13 protein-coding genes are annotated in these 14,460 nt (G+C 67.3%); 9 read left to right on the forward strand and 4 right to left on the reverse strand.

Annotation, left to right across the window (positions count from 1 at the left end):
* Positions 1–91: 91 nt before the first annotated feature.
* Complete coding sequence (locus I596_RS05625) at positions 92–1,474, forward strand: serine hydrolase domain-containing protein (RefSeq protein ID WP_083965402.1); 1,383 nt, start codon at positions 92–94, stop codon at positions 1,472–1,474.
* Between the two features lie 75 nt (positions 1,475–1,549).
* On the opposite strand, the gene I596_RS05630 is transcribed toward I596_RS05625, so the two are convergent.
* The 4 genes from I596_RS05630 to I596_RS05640 all read right to left on the reverse strand — a co-directional run bounded on the left by I596_RS05630 (position 1,550) and on the right by I596_RS05640 (position 4,197).
* On the reverse strand, positions 1,550–2,209 hold the full coding sequence (locus I596_RS05630) for a glutathione S-transferase family protein (RefSeq protein WP_067651496.1): 660 nt from the start codon (positions 2,207–2,209) through the stop codon (positions 1,550–1,552).
* Positions 2,210–2,235: 26 nt separating this feature from the next.
* Positions 2,236–2,715, reverse strand: coding sequence for a VOC family protein (locus tag I596_RS05635; RefSeq protein ID WP_067645335.1), 480 nt, complete (start codon positions 2,713–2,715; stop codon positions 2,236–2,238).
* Between the two features lie 417 nt (positions 2,716–3,132).
* Positions 3,133–3,291, reverse strand: a complete 159-nt coding sequence (locus I596_RS18700) for a hypothetical protein (protein ID WP_190278997.1) — start codon at positions 3,289–3,291, stop codon at positions 3,133–3,135.
* A gap of 3 nt (positions 3,292–3,294) precedes the next feature.
* The gene (locus tag I596_RS05640) at positions 3,295–4,197 is read right to left on the reverse strand and encodes a nuclease-related domain-containing protein (RefSeq protein ID WP_150132031.1); all 903 of its coding nucleotides are present in this window, start codon (positions 4,195–4,197) and stop codon (positions 3,295–3,297) included.
* Positions 4,198–4,405: 208 nt separating this feature from the next.
* Between I596_RS05640 and I596_RS05645 the strand changes: the two genes are divergently transcribed.
* The 8 genes from I596_RS05645 to I596_RS05680 all read left to right on the forward strand — a co-directional run bounded on the left by I596_RS05645 (position 4,406) and on the right by I596_RS05680 (position 14,423).
* Positions 4,406–4,753, forward strand: a complete 348-nt coding sequence (locus I596_RS05645; protein WP_067651501.1) for an ADP-ribosylation/crystallin J1 — start codon at positions 4,406–4,408, stop codon at positions 4,751–4,753.
* A gap of 111 nt (positions 4,754–4,864) precedes the next feature.
* Positions 4,865–5,806 (forward strand): RDD family protein, encoded by a 942-nt coding sequence (locus tag I596_RS05650; RefSeq protein WP_067645339.1) that lies wholly within the window; start codon positions 4,865–4,867, stop codon positions 5,804–5,806.
* Between the two features lie 236 nt (positions 5,807–6,042).
* Entirely contained in the window at positions 6,043–9,396 is a 3,354-nt protein-coding gene (locus I596_RS05655) for an Ig-like domain-containing protein (RefSeq protein ID WP_067645341.1), read from the forward strand.
* A 201-nt stretch (positions 9,397–9,597) separates the two neighbouring features.
* Entirely contained in the window at positions 9,598–10,017 is a 420-nt protein-coding gene (locus I596_RS05660) for an RNA-binding S4 domain-containing protein (protein ID WP_067645343.1), read from the forward strand.
* Between the two features lie 141 nt (positions 10,018–10,158).
* Positions 10,159–10,971, forward strand: a complete 813-nt coding sequence (locus I596_RS05665; protein WP_067645345.1) for a hypothetical protein — start codon at positions 10,159–10,161, stop codon at positions 10,969–10,971.
* Between the two features lie 68 nt (positions 10,972–11,039).
* Positions 11,040–12,218: a PQQ-binding-like beta-propeller repeat protein gene (locus I596_RS05670; protein WP_150132032.1), complete on the forward strand. Its 1,179-nt coding sequence runs from the start codon at positions 11,040–11,042 to the stop codon at positions 12,216–12,218.
* A gap of 215 nt (positions 12,219–12,433) precedes the next feature.
* Complete coding sequence (locus tag I596_RS05675) at positions 12,434–13,339, forward strand: dienelactone hydrolase family protein (protein WP_067645349.1); 906 nt, start codon at positions 12,434–12,436, stop codon at positions 13,337–13,339.
* Between the two features lie 163 nt (positions 13,340–13,502).
* Positions 13,503–14,423 carry a VOC family protein gene (locus I596_RS05680; protein ID WP_067645351.1) on the forward strand — a complete coding sequence of 307 codons (921 nt, stop codon included), beginning with the start codon at positions 13,503–13,505 and terminating at the stop codon, positions 14,421–14,423.
* Positions 14,424–14,460 lie beyond the last annotated feature (37 nt).

Consider the following 14,460-nt stretch of genomic DNA (forward strand, 5'->3'; position numbering starts at 1 on the left):
AGTGATAGAGCGGGCACGGCGGCACTCGGTTCCGAAATCTACAGGCGACGAGCCAGGGGGGACGCTAGCATCCGCCCGTCAGGAGGTCCATATGGCTGCATTGCTCATCCGGCTGCTTCTCCCACCGTGCCTCGCCGTGGCGTTGACGGCGGGCTGCGCCCGCAAGGATCCGCTCGCCGACATGCGCGAGGGCCGCCAGCCCGGCTGCGCTGTGGCGACTCTGGGGCCGGGCGGCGCGGCGTTCGACGCGGCCGGTTACGCGGACGTCGAAGCCGGCCTGCCGATCACGGCGGAAACGCGCTTCCTGATCGCATCGGCGTCCAAGCAGTTCACGGCGCTGGCAGTCCTGAAACTGGCCGAACAGGGCCGTTTCACGTTGGACGATCCAGCCCGGCGGTGGCTGCCGGACCTGTCCGGTGCCTTGCAGGGCGCGACCGTACGCCAATTGCTGAACCAGACCGCCGGCGTTCGCGATCACACCGTGCTGATGGCCCTTGCCGGTATCGAGCGCATGGGCCAGGTCTCGCCCGACGCGCTGCTGGCGATGATGCGCGGCTTGAGTTCGAGCAATTTCCCGCCCGGCAGCCGGGCCCGCTACTCGAACGGGAGCTACCTGATGCTGGCGCAACTCGTCGAGCGCGTATCGGGCCGGTCCCTCACGGACTATGCGCGCGACGAGATCTTCGCGCCCCTGGGGATGAACGACACGGGTTTCGATGCCCGGCCGCTGGTCGCGCAGGGTTACCAGCCCGTTCGTGCTGGCGGATTCCGCATCGCCAACGACCAGCCGAGCCTGCCGGGGCCGGGAGGGCTGGTGACGACGGTTCGGGATCTGGCTCGCTTCGATGCGGCCTTCCGGGCCGGCGATACGGTCTTGACGCCCGCGATGAAGGCGGTGTTTCTCGAACCCGGGCACCTGTCGAACGGCGAGACGGCCGTCCTGCCGGAGTTCGGGACGCCCTATGGCGCGGGCATTGGACTCGAGCGACGGGAGGGCAGGCTGTGGCTGAGTCACGACGGTGGATCGGAAGGCTTCCGGGCGCAGTATCTGCGGCAGGCCGAGGCACCGGTCGGCGCGATCGTGCTGTGCAATCGCGTCGACGTGGATCCGGGCGAGATCGCCGAGCGCCTGTCGAGGCTGCCGACGCCGCAGGCGGTTTCTTCGCCTGGCACTCCGGCATCCACGGAGCCGCACCCGGCATCCGCGGCCGCGATCGCGGATCTCGCCGGCCACTGGCGATCCCCGGAGACGCTGATCGACTATGCCATCCGTGCGAAGGAGGACGGCGTCCAGGTCACGATACGGTCACCGCTCGCGGCCGAGCCGATCGTCGAGGACTGGGCCGGGCTCAAGGTCAACGCGGACGGCGAACTCACCACGGGCCCGCTCCGCCTCAAGACCAACGACGACACGTTGTCCGTCAGTTTCGGGGGCAGGGTCCAGGGATTGGTCTTCCATCGTGTCGACGACTGAGGTTGCGGAAACCGGGGCAGCCGTTCCTCGCTTCGAGCACGGCCGGATGCCGGTCCGACCGCGCCGTTCAACGCCTCAGGCCTGGCCCGGCGCCGGGGTGCCGGTGAACACCGCCAGCTGGTCGGCGAAAGCCCGCCCGTAGGCGGGCCGTGCTTCGCCACGGGCGACATATGCGGCCAGGTTGGGATAGGCGTCCAGCGGTCTCGAGCTGCCCAGCCGGAGCAGCACCGACACCATCATCAGGTCGCCCGCGCTGAAAGTGCCGTCGAGCCAGCCGGCATCGCCCAGGCGGGCGGACAGCTGCGCCAGCCGGACATCGACACGCTGCTCCAGCATCGGCATGCGCTCGGCGTACCAGGGTTTTTCGCGCTCGAACAGATAGGCCATCCCGCGCTCGATGATCGGCGGTTCCATCGTATTGAGTGCGGCGAACATCCATGAGATCGCGCGCGCCCGGGCGTCGGCGTCCTTCGGAAGCAGGCCGGCATGGCGCTGGGCGAGATGGAGCACGATGGCACCCGATTCGAACAGGACCAGATCGTCCTCTTCATAGGTCGGGATCTGCCCGAACGGATGCAGCGCCAGGTGGGCGTGTCGCTTCATCGCCTCGAACGGGAGCAGCCGGACGTCGTACGCCACGCCGACTTCCTCGAGCGCCCAGCGCACGCGCATGTCGCGCGCCAGTCCCTTGCCGCGATCCGGTGAGCGTTCAAAGGCCGTGATGGTCGGGGCCATGGAGGACTCCTTGCGGAAGGTGGGCATCAACCCCGGCGTGCCGCCTCGATGGCGGCGACGTCGATCCTGCGCATCGTCATCATCGCGTCGAAGGCGCGCTTGGCGGCCGCCCGGTCCGGACTGGTGAAGGCTTCGGTCAGGGTGCGCGGTGTGATCTGCCACGACAGGCCCCATTTGTCCTTGCACCAGCCGCAGGCGCTTTCCTGGCCGCCGTTGCCGACGATGGCGTTCCACAGGCGATCGGTCTCGGCCTGGTCGTCGGTGGCCACCTGGAACGAGAACGCCTCGCTGTGCTTGATGCCCGGCCCGCCGTTGAGGCCCAGGCACGGGACGCCGAGCACGGTGAACTCGACCGTCAGCACGTCCCCCTGTTTGCCAGCCGGGTAGTCGCCCGGCGCGTGGTGGACGGCCTTCACTTCGCTGTCGGGAAAGGTCTTGGCATAGAAGGTGGCCGCCTCCAGGGCGGTGCCGTCGAACCAGAGGCAGATGGTGTTCTTCGGGATCATGGTCGTTCTCCAGGGGGGTGAGATCAACAGGGTGCCGAGCGTGAAGCGGCTCCAGGTTCTCAGATGCGCCTGAACGCTGCCTCCATCTCGTCGACGAACGACAAGGCGCTGGATCGACACCCCGAACGGGGTTCGGGGCCGACTTTTCTTGCGGTGACCGGAACTGGGGCAGGGGGGCCGTCTGCCCATCAGCCTGCAGAGGAGCGGAATGCTTGACGGGCCGATGGCCGGCCGTACCGCGGTCTTACGTATCTCCTGCGGCACTTGCGTCATGCCGGCTGCATCGTTTGCGGGGAGCACGCAAGAACGGCCTGGGTGCACGGACGCCGGCGGCTTCGCTGCATCTGGCTCCCGGTCTGGGGCGCTGGCAATCCTGAGCCTTATGAGATCGGGGTTCAAAGGGTCCAGCGCAGGTCGTCAACCTTCGTTGTAGCTGCCGTCCAGCAAGGGTTTGGTTCGCTCCAGATCCGCCATCGTGCGCAGCGTCGGTTCCAGGTCACCCATACCCCAGTGGCCGATCTGGCGTACCGCGGTTGAAGCCTTCCTCCAGTGCGATGGAGGAAGGCGAGATCGCATGTCTCAATCCGAGGACTCAGGATAGCGCTTGTGCAGGGCATGCACGATGCGATTGCGGCGTGCCGTGTCCATGCGTGCGCGCTGATGCGTAGCGATGAACACGCCGGTCATCTTCGGATTGATCACGCGCACGTCGGCGCGTTGTCCTTCCGGACTTGCCTGCACGAACCAGCCGGGAAGGCAGATCACAGGTATCACGGGCGTCGCTTCGCCGGTTTCGCCGTTGAGGTAGTCGGAGAGCCAGCGTGCCTGTGCGCGGGCTTGCGCCAGCGGCTTGGTTTCCGCCCAGTCGGGAAACTTCAGAGCGTTGCCGTCGTAAGCAACCGTTGCCGAGACCTTTCCAGTACCAGGTTTGCGGCGCGATTTTGTTTCGACCACGAACACGGCGGTCGGGCCGACCACGACATGGTCCAGATTGGACTTTTCCGCGGGAATATCGTGCAGAATCAGGCAATCTTGCGCCTGCAGGCGATCCAGCTGCTGAGCGGCTGCGATCTCGGCACGCATACCGTCCTGCCACTTTCTACGCTCTTTGGCCAACCCGACGGCTCGCCATGCCAGCCCGATGACGGCCAGCACCGTGCCGGAAACGATCAACCAATCACCCCAGCCGAAGCGCAACTCGGACCATTTCACGCGAGGCAGCAGGAGTGCCAGCATGATCATCGGTCCGACCAGCGTGACTTGCATCGCACGTTCCGTAATGGCGGTGGTGATAGCGTCGACGCGTTGCCGTGCCTGCGCGCCAGCCTGATAGGGCAGCTTGTCGGTCAATGGCGAGCGCCGTTTTCCACGCCTGTCCATTCGTTTCAACAGCAGTATCGTGACGAGCGCGATGCCGATCGGAATGACGATCAAGGCAATGATGACGGCGGCCGGAAGAAACGCGCCAAGCGGGACATCCACGGATCAGCCCTCCTTGAGCTTCGTGCCTTCTCATGGTATCGCGTGGAAAGGCCGGTGCCGATCGGGGCTTTGGTCAGGCCGGATGTATCGGCACCGCTATCGCGCAGGCTCGGCGTATTCTCGACGCACTTGAACCATTCTCATGCAGGGGCGGCAAGACGGCGAGCCGCGATACGAAGCATCACATGCGACGAAGGAACACCTGTCGATGAGCGAACCAACCATCACCCTTTGGCGGCCGGTCGGTCCCAAGGAGCTGGAATTGATCCAGCACACGGACATGAAGGCCTTCCCGCCGAGACTGCCAGAACAACCGATCTTCTACCCCGTGCTCAGCGAGGACTACGCGATCAAGATTGCGCGTGATTGGAATGTTCCGGAAAGCGGTTCCGGTTTCGTGACGCGCTTCGAGGTGAAGACGCGCTACCTGAGCCGCTATGCGGTGCAGGAGGCAGGCGGCCGCGCGCATCTCGAGTACTGGATCCCCGCCGAGGACATGGATGCCTTCAACGCCGCCATCGTCGGTAGGATCGAGGTCGTTCGCGAGTTCCGATAGGGGCGGGACATGAAGTCGTAACGAAGCCGGTTTGCGTTGTCGCGCCGAGCCCCTCTCGCTTGCTGAAGACTCTTGCGGCAAGATGGTTTGCGTTCGACAGGGGAGAACTCGATGAATGCACCGCAAGGCGCCGACGCCGGCTCGCTCGGGATCGCGGGTTTCTGGCGCCGCATCGTCGCCCTGGCTATCGACGCCACCGCACTGGGGCTCGTGGGGACCGTTCTCGGCGCGTTTTTCTTCGATCCTCTTGCACGGATGGGCGCCTACGCGCGCCTGATCGGCTTCGCGATCGCGTTGACGTACTTCGGCATCGGGAACAGCCGGATCGCCAGCGGGCAGACGCTGGGCAAGCGGCTGATGCGCCTGCGCGTCGTCGACGCCGAGGGGCGATCGTTGTCGCTGGTGCGCTCGCTGGCGCGTTATGTCGTATTGGCCGCGGTGTTCTTTCTCAACGGCGTCTGGTTCGATCCGCAGAATGCGCATCCTTTGCTCGGCTACCTACTGGCTCTCGTCGTTTTCGGCGGCATGGCCGCCATCTTCTATCTCTACCTGTTCAATCGCCGCACGCGTCAGTCGCTGCACGACCTGGCCGTGGGATCGTATGTGGTACGCGCGGATGCGGTGGAGCAGGCGGTATCGTTTCCGCGCATGTGGCACGGGCATCTTGTGGTGGTCGCCGTGCTGGCGATGGCTGCCTTGAGCGTGCCGGCCCTGCTGCAGCGATTCGTGGCACAGCAGGACTGGAAGGACCTGACGGTGATGCAGCAGGCGCTGTCCAACCAGCCCCATGTCATGCAAGCCCAGGTCATGCGCGGATGGACCCTGACCGCGGGCAAGGAGACGCGCTATCTGCAGTCGCTGCTGCGGCTCGACGCCCCCTTGACCGATGACAGCGCCTTGGCCGAGCGCATCGCTCGACAGATGGCGCAAGCGGGCTCCCGGCCGATTGCCGAAGACGCCATCGGGGTGAATCTTGTTTACGGCTACGACATGGGCATCGCATCGGCTTGGAAGAAGCATCTGTACATGTTCAAACCGGGCGAACTGGAGTAGGGCGCGGGAAGGCCCAGGGCATGCGAGGGGATGGGTGCTACGCGCCGTGTGCCCGCAGTCGCAACAGGATGCCCCCGCCGCTGATTGTTCCTGGTTCCTGCCCGAGCGCCACCTCGTGGCCGCCTCGATGATCCTCCGCGCCACCCCTTTGCGCGTAGACGCTCACGCGCCGCCGCATCACCCCGCTTCAGGGGGTGGCCGGCCGGCCGATCCGTCTGTGCTGAAGGGTTGGAATCATGAGTGCCAACAACGGGATACGCGCCTGGCGCGCGTGGATGAAAACCGCGGGGCTGGTCGCCGTACCGCTGCTGCTCAGCGCCTGCGGCGCGTCCGGGCCGATGTGGATTCCGGCGCCGCTGCTGGCGGACGCTTCGGGCGGGGTGGCGCCGTCAGGTGCGTACCGACCGTTCGATGAAGCCCTGAGCGTCGGCCCGGAGGACCGGGCAGAACTGAAGTTCTCGCTGGCCACCTTGCCCAACGGCATGCTGCGGCGGCTGACGATCGCCGACGGCGCGGCGACGGTCGGCACCGAGGCCTATGCGCTGACGCCCGAGAAGATTCTTCGGGCCCGCCTGGTGCTCTATGCCGACGCGATCCTGGAGCCGGGGTACATCCGGGTCGACGGCGCCTTTACGCCGGGCAGCGACTGCTTTGCGGACGAGGGGACTCGGCCGGTCTGCAGCGAGACAGTGGCGGGCGCGCCGATCGCGGCGGATGCCGACGCCCCGACCCAGCCGTTGCGCATCACACAGCGCGGCTACTACAGCTTCGATGTCACGGCGATCGTCAAGGAACGCATCCGCGGCGGCCATGCCGGCGTGCTGCGCGTTTCCTCGGCGCTGGATGCGGGAATCGGCACGTACGGCCGGTTCGAGTTCGCGAGCAAGGACAAGGTCATGGGCCAGGCTCATGTCCACCATCAGCCGCAGCTGCTGATTACGCTGACCGATGCGGCCGGCCTGCTCTCGGCCACGCGCGTCACCAGCAGCGTGCAGAACGTGCTGGCCGATCCGGCGGTGGCGGACCGGGACTTCTCGATGGATCCGGACCTGCTGATGAACGGCGCGCCCGACAGCCCGGCGTACGCGCTGGTCAGCCCGCGCGGCATCCAGACCGGCGGTCTGACGATGCGCAGCTTCCTCAACCAGGTCGGCACGCGCGGTTACAAGGTGTCGATGACGGGCTTCGTGAATTCCGGGTTTCCTTCATCGCCCGCCGTCACGCCGGAGGTCGCGTGGTACCGCATCCCCAATTTCAACATCGGCAACGCGCGCATCACCTGGAACACCGGATGGACCGAGCCGGGGCCAGGCGCACTGCTGGCCACGGCGTCTGTTCGTAGCGACATTCCCAGCCAGGTGCTGGCGGCCGACCTCAGCACTGGCTATGTGGACGCACTCGCCGAGGCGTATGCGCAGGACGCCACCACCGTGAACTTCGCCGTGGCCGGCACCACCACAGTGCCGGGGCCGGTGACGCTGGACGGCCGGCGCCATACCGGCACCGGCCACGCGCCGCGGTTCGTCACCGTCATCACGCCGGTACCGACCAACGCACCGTATGCCTTCGACCTCAACGACAGCACGCGCCAGGTCGTCTACTGCGTGCGCCACCTGAGCAGTTCGGTCTGCGGCGAAACGCTGAGCTTCCGCGCGCGCATCGGCCAGCGCTTCAGCCCGACCGAGTACATCATCGGCGTCCGCTCGGTGCTGGGAGAGACCAATCCGGAATACGCGACGCCGATCAGCGTCGCCGTGCCGTTGAGCGGTCCCAGCGTCGATCTGGAAAGCGATCCGGATCCGGATTCGCAATCGCTGGCCGCGGGCTTCGGCAGCCTCGGCTACCAACTGCGCGTCGGTGCCGCGAATCGCGAGGTCGGTGCCTACCAGGCCCATGTCAGCATGCCTGGCCACAACGTGCGGGCGGCGATCGCCTTCGAGAACCTGCCGTTGCCGTCCGCCGTGCTGTCAGGGCCGGTGCGCGTGGTGATACCGGCCGGCGCCAGTGCGGCGGCGGTGCCGGCCGATGCGGCCGAGCCGTTCGTGCTGAACGTCGAGGACGCCGTCGTCAACGCCAACATCGACGACACCACGGTCTGGCGGTTCGCCAGTTCCGACGCGTCCGACACCCTGCCGGGCGAAGTCCAGCGCACGCACGGCAGCGTGCCCCTGCCGATGACATTCGGTTCGCCCGGGCCGCGTACGATCACCGTGACCAGCAAAGGCGACGCTTCGATCACCGCGACGTTCTCGGTGATCGTCGAGCGACAGAGCGTGGTGACGCTCGTGCCGCAGGGTGCAATCCCGGTGTTCGGCCAGCCGCTGACGCTGAGCGCACAGGTGGCCGACAATGCCGGCGCGCCGGTGGTGAACGGAACGGTGCGATTCCAGGCGGGAACGACCGTGCTCGCCGAGGTGCCCCTGGCCGCCGGCGCCGCCGACTGGACCACTTCCAGCCTCGCGGTCGGCGTACACGCCGTCACTGCCGTCTACGACGGTGACCCGGACAGCTTCCTGACCGGGTCAGCCTCCGCCGAGGCACTGTTCGCGGTCGACCGCGCGAGGACGGCGATGACGCTCACCGCGCCGGCGTCGGTCCTGGTCGGCGACCCGGTGGACGTCACTGTTTCGCTTGGCGTGGTTGCACCAGGTGCCGGCGCACCGGGTGGTACCGTGGTGGTCGACGATGGCGAGGCGTCGTGCCAGTTCGAGCTGGCGTCGGCCAGCGGATGCACGCTGACGCCGTCCGGTTCGGGCCTGCGAACGCTGACCGCGACCTACCCGGGCGATGTGAATTTCCTCGGCACCCAGGCCCTGGCGCCGCTGGCAGTGCTGGAGCGCGCGGTCCTGTCCGCAGCGCTGGACGATGGCCGTGGCTATGCGCGCTACGGGCGTGTCGTCGACTACGCGGTGACGCTGCGCAACGACGGTCTCGGTGCGGCGACATCGGTGCCGGTCGAGGCAACGCTATCGGCCGCCTTCGACGGCGCCTATGCGCAGTGGCAGTGTTTCGGTGCCGGGGCGGGCGCGCTCTGCGCGGCCGGCGGCAGCGGCCCGCTGAACGACGTGGCCACGATTCCGCCGGGCCGCAGCCTGACCTGGCTGGTCAGCGTGCCGATCCTGCGTGACACCGCCGCGCCGGACGCGACGCTCGCGCTCGACGTCGGCGGCCATGCGCCGACCGGCGCGACCGACATCAATACGCTGGTCCTGTTGCGCGACGGCCTGGACGATCCGTACGCAGATGGCACGCAGATCCTCGGCGCGGACGCCGAGGCGATCCTCGCCGGCACGCGCGTGCACGCGTTCGTGCTGCCGCCGGCGACCGGCCGGCGTATCGACGCGGTGCTCGTCCTGCGAGGCCGGGCCCTCGACGTCCGCGTGGAGCGGACCGGGCTCGATGCCGCGACCGCCCTGGTCCGCCTGGCGGTGCATGACGCGCACCGCGACGAGCGCGTCACGCCATGGGCGCGCGTCGGTGCGGCGGCGCCGCTGGCGCTGTCTGCGCTGGTCCTCGACGAGGGCGTGACCACGCTGCTGCTCGAAGGTGCCGAGACGCCGGCGGCGATGACCGTCGGGAGCGCGAAGTAGGGTGGTGGCAGCGGGCGTGCCCGCGTCATGTCGCGAAAGGCCGGTCACGCCGGTTGGGCCTGGTTGCCGATCCTGGTACAGGTGCGCGGGCACGGTGGATTGACCGGCGGCCGCGCGCGTCGGACCATGGGCGGATTCCGTTCCCAGCCACCACCGCACGCGCCGCCGCGAGACTTCGAGGCTGCCGCAACCGCCCTACCGATGAGCGCATCCGACACGCGAAACGAGCCGCCGGCATCCGGTGTGCGCCTGGACCTGTGGCTGTGGGCGGCGCGGTTCTTCAAGACGCGCAGCCTGGCCAAGCAGGCGATCGAGACCGGCAAGGTCGAGGTCCAGGGCCAGCGGGCAAAGCCTGCGCGCACGGTGCGCATCGGCGATGCGCTGCGCATCGTCCGCGGCGAAGAGGTCTTCGAGGTCGGCGTGGCGGCCCTGGCGGTCACCCGCGGCCCGGCCGGTGCTGCCCGCGCGCTGTATACCGAATCGGATGATGCGCGGCGCGCACGCGAGACGCGCATGGCGGAGCTGCGCGCGGCGCGGGCCGGTTACCAGGCGCCGCAGCAGCGCCCGGACAAACGCGCGCGGCGGCTGATCCGGTTGCTGGGCGACATCGACGCGCTGTGAGCGTTCGCCACTGACGCGGACCGAACGGTCGGCGGTCTGTCGCCGCGGGCCGGTCCGATACTCTAGCCCGACCTCCCTCAGCACCTTGTAGACTTGGCAGCCGGATCCGATCAGCCGCGTCAAGAGAATCGAGAGCGTCCAATGAAGATTTGGAAAGTCCAATGGTGCCTGTGGCTCGTGGCGCCCATGGCGGCTGCCGTGCAGCCGGAGTCGCCGCTGTTCCTTGAGAGCGGTTTGCGCCTCGATAGCTTCGTATTCAAAGACGGTGGTGGCCTGGCGGCGTTGGATGTGGACGGCGACGGGGCCGAGGAACTGGTTTTTCGCGCCAGGGCGCACGATGAACTCCTCGTGGTCGTCGGTCGCCTACCCGACGGGCAGCTCGGTATCAAGCAGGCATTGATCGTGCCACGGGACGGCGAGTATGCGCAGGTCTTGGCTGCCCCTTCAGCTGGTGAGCCAGTTATCTACACGATAGGCACGACCGGTGAAGTGCGTGAGTACGGCACGTGGCCATTGCGCGAGCGACGCGTCCTCGCCCTGGGGAAGTTCGTCAAGGCGGCGGCAATCGGAGACGTTGATGGCGATGGCAGCGAGGAGCTGGTGGTAGTCACCGTAGACCACGTTTGTGTTCACTCGCTGCCTGACGGCCGTGAGATGCGCAGTCTTCCCATCACCGGAGCGACCAGTCTCGCCTTGGCGCAGTTGGACGCAGATGCAGCGCTGGAGATTGTTCTTTCCGATCTAGAAGGATCGGTTGTCGACGGGGCCACGATGGCTGTGGATTGGCGGCAGGGCAGCACCTTCGGTCCTCTCATCGCTGCCGGCCGTGTACTGGCTGACGGCGGAAGCGGGTGGTTCGGTGCGCCCTTGGGAACCACGTTCACGATCTTCGGATCTTCACCTTGGGGGGGGTCTGGAACAGCTCCTACGACGGCGAAACGATCAACGCCGTAACCGTGCTTCGCTCGGGCCCATCACAGGCTGACACTCTCGTGGTCGGCAACTCGGGCGGAGAACTTGTGTTGTACGACGCCGCGATGCAGTCAGAGCAGGCCCGGGGACGTATGTGGTCGTTTGGTTTTCGCGCGCTCGTTGAAGCCGACATCGATGGCAACCGAGCGCCTGAGGTTGCTGCGCTGTCGAAAGAGCACACGATGGTGGCTGTTGCGAGCGGCCGTGAGGGTAGCAAGCTGGCGTCGTTCGTCGCGGCTTCCGATTCGCGCACCGCGACGCTGCTCGACGACGTCGATGGAGACGGGCGCGTCGACCTCGCGGTGGTCGGCCCGAATGTGGCTGGTTTCGACGCGCAGACCGGATTGCCGGCATGGGTAATTCCAGACACGTCCTCTGGCGAGCCGATCGGCTCGGTTCGCGCGATCGCTGCGATCGACCGTGCCGAGGAAGGCTATAGCGATCTGTTGCTGGGTGGGGAATTCGGTTGGCATGCCCGTCTTACCGTAGTGGATGGCCGTAGCAAAGCCATAAAGCAGCAGATCGATGGCTCGGTGCTGGGCATGCGCGCGGTCGCTGAGATGGTCGTCGCCGACATCGACGGCGATGGCATCGAGGACTATCTGGTTGCGGCCCAGCCGGTGATCTTGATGGTCCAGGGACTCAAGGTCGCGGCCTTCTCTGGCCGTGACGGGACGGCGCTATGGATGGCCGATGTCGGGGGTATGTCGGTACAGGATCTATTGTGGCTGGATGATCTTCAGGCGCCGTCGGGTCGGTCGATCGTGGTCGTCTCGGGCGACGGCTTGCGTGCCTTCGATGGTGCCAGCGGTAGCGCCCTGTGGACCCTGTCGCGTCCCACGCATGGGGCCGTCTTGGTACCGAACGGTGAGAAGGGTTCTGAGATCGCGGTGTTCTTCTACGACACGATCGATTTTCTCGATTCCGCTACGCATGTGAGTCTCAGGCAGTACACCTTGCCGTCATTCCTTCGGGCTGTGCGTCCGCTGGACGCGGGCCTTGACGCATTGTTGATAGGTACGGAGCAGGGTCTTCTCTTGCTCGATGGCCTGACAGGATCGATTCTCGGCGAGAGCCGGTACCTCGGGCCTGCGCTGGCACACGCCGCTTCGCTATCGGCGCGCCGCTTGTCCGATCAGGTCTGGTTGATCGCGGCTGCCACCGGGAATGGCGTCTACAGGTACCGCCTTGCATTGACCGGAACGGTTTTCGCCAACGGATTCGAATGAAGCGCTGGGTCGTGCTGTGCTGGCCGCCAGTTGGCGTGCGGACAGGGTGGAATGGTTTCTCTCGCGAACACACGTCCGGCCGTGCGTGAAGGATCTATAGGGCCGATGACTCGGACTCGCGGACTCCAATCGGCCCAGCGAAGCGTCTGCACGCCTGTCGTGTTCTTGCGCTAAGGTAGCGCTGCGTTCCCTGCTCGCATCCGAAGGCCATCCTCATGCGCCAGCTTCCGCCCAAGCCGACAGTGGCTGATTTCGACCCCGAAGTGCTGCAGCTCTTCGATCAGTATGTCCATGGCCTCATCGACCGGCGCGGCTTCCTGGCCGGGGCGGCCCGGTTCGCGACGGGGGCGATGACGGCGGCGGGCCTGCTGGCGGTGCTGAGCCCGCGTTTCGCCGCAGCGCAACAGGTCAAGCCGGACGATCCGCGGCTCGCGACCGAGTACCGCGTGTTCGATTCACCCAAGGGCTACGGCAAGGCGCGCGGCTACCTGGCACGGCCGGCGAAGGCGGCCGGGCCGCTGCCGGTGGTGCTGGTCGTGCACGAGAACCGTGGGCTCAATCCGCACATCGAGGACGTGACGCGTCGCCTGGCGCTGGAGAATTTCATCGCGTTCGCGCCGGATGCGCTGCACCCGCTCGGCGGCTACCCGGGTGACGAGGACAAGGCCCGCGAGGCGTTCGCGAAGCTCGACCAAGCCAAGACGCGGCAGGACTTCCTCGCGGCGGCGGGCCTGCTGCGCGGCGTGGAGGGCGGCAACGGCCGGCTCGGCGTGGTGGGGTTCTGCTACGGCGGCGGCATGGCCAACTTCCTGGCGACGCAGCTGCCGGAGCTGGTGGCGGCAGCGCCGTTCTACGGGCCGGCGCCGGCGTTGGCGGACGTGCCGAAGATCAAGGCCGAGCTGCTGGTCGTGCTGGCCGGCGAGGATCCACGCGTCAATGCCACCTGGCCGCCGTACCGGGCCGCCCTGGAGCAGGCCGGCGTGCGGTTCGCGCTGTATCAGCCGGAAGGCACGCAGCACGGCTTCAACAACGACACCACGCCGCGCTACGACGAGAAGGCCGCGCGCGAGGCCTGGACGCGGACGCTGGCCCTGTTCGAGCGCCGGCTGCGTGGTGCGTAGCGGCATTCGCCGGACCGGGAATCCCGCCCGCGCGTCGGTATGTGCAATGCCTTCGCGGGTACCGGTAGTGTGTTCATCGGGCTGATCGGCCGGGTGTCGATTGGCGGCATGCTGAAACGTCGCTGTGGGTAGATCCCTACCGTCCGCCCGACAGGAGGCCCGCATGACCCTCGCCAAACCGATCACGCCGCATCTGTGGTTCGCCACCCAGGCTCGCGAAGCCGCCGCGTTCTACTGCTCGGTGTTTCCCGACTCGAAGATCGAGTCGGTGGCCCGGCTGCGCGACACGCCGTCCGGCGACTGCGACCTGGTGGCCTTCGTCCTCGGCGGGCAACCGTTCATGGCGATCAGCGCCGGGCCGGTGTTCAGGTTCAATCCGTCGGTCTCGTTCCTGGTGAGCTTCGACGCATCGCGCGATAGCCGCGCGCGCGAAAAACTGGACGCGGCCTGGGCTGCGCTGATCGACGGCGGCCAGGCGCTGATGCTGCTGGATGCCTACCCGTTCAGTCCGCACTACGGCTGGGTACAGGACCGCAACGGCCTGTCGTGGCAGTTGATCCTGTCCGAGGCGGGCGCCGCGCCGCGGCCGCTGATCATGCCGTTCCTGATGTTCACCGGTGCGGTCTGCGGCAAGGCCGAGGAGGCCGGCGCGTTCTACCGGTCGGTGTTCGACGGGTCGTGCGCGGGCCAGCTGGTGCGGTATCCGGACGGTGCAGCGCCGGACCGCGCCGGCACCGTGATGTTCTCCGATTTTCGCCTCGGCGAGACCTGGTTCGCGGCGATGGACAGCGCCCATCCGCATGGATTCGGCTTCAACGAGGCGGTCTCGTTCATGGCGATAGGCCACGACCAGGCCGGGATCGACCGCCACTGGGCACGGCTGTCGGCGGTGCCAGAGGCCGAGCAATGCGGCTGGTGCAAGGATCGCTACGGGGTGTCCTGGCAGGTCACGGCAGCCGTGCTCGGCGAGCTGCTGGCCTCGGGCGATCCGGTGGTGGTCGAGCGCGTGACGCGGGCGGTGCTTCCGATGCACAAGCTCGACGTCGCGCGGATCGAGGCTGCGGTGCGCGCCGACGCCACGTGACGCGGGGTGCGGCGCACGGGACGCGGCGCCGGTGCGC

Origin of the sequence: Dokdonella koreensis DS-123 (assembly GCF_001632775.1) — a bacterium.
Lineage (GTDB): Bacteria > Pseudomonadota > Gammaproteobacteria > Xanthomonadales > Rhodanobacteraceae > Dokdonella > Dokdonella koreensis.

Coding starts and splice junctions, on each gene's coding strand:
- I596_RS05675 (WP_067645349.1), top strand. CDS start 12,434: ATGCGCCAGCTTCCGCCCAAGCCGACAGTGGCTGATTTCGACCCCGAA.
- I596_RS05645 (WP_067651501.1), top strand. CDS start 4,406: ATGAGCGAACCAACCATCACCCTTTGGCGGCCGGTCGGTCCCAAGGAG.
- I596_RS05680 (WP_067645351.1), top strand. CDS start 13,503: ATGACCCTCGCCAAACCGATCACGCCGCATCTGTGGTTCGCCACCCAG.
- I596_RS05665 (WP_067645345.1), top strand. CDS start 10,159: ATGAAGATTTGGAAAGTCCAATGGTGCCTGTGGCTCGTGGCGCCCATG.
- I596_RS05635 (WP_067645335.1), bottom strand. CDS start 2,715: ATGATCCCGAAGAACACCATCTGCCTCTGGTTCGACGGCACCGCCCTG.
- I596_RS05655 (WP_067645341.1), top strand. CDS start 6,043: ATGAGTGCCAACAACGGGATACGCGCCTGGCGCGCGTGGATGAAAACC.
- I596_RS18700 (WP_190278997.1), bottom strand. CDS start 3,291: ATGCGATCTCGCCTTCCTCCATCGCACTGGAGGAAGGCTTCAACCGCG.
- I596_RS05625 (WP_083965402.1), top strand. CDS start 92: ATGGCTGCATTGCTCATCCGGCTGCTTCTCCCACCGTGCCTCGCCGTG.
- I596_RS05630 (WP_067651496.1), bottom strand. CDS start 2,209: ATGGCCCCGACCATCACGGCCTTTGAACGCTCACCGGATCGCGGCAAG.
- I596_RS05660 (WP_067645343.1), top strand. CDS start 9,598: ATGAGCGCATCCGACACGCGAAACGAGCCGCCGGCATCCGGTGTGCGC.
- I596_RS05650 (WP_067645339.1), top strand. CDS start 4,865: ATGAATGCACCGCAAGGCGCCGACGCCGGCTCGCTCGGGATCGCGGGT.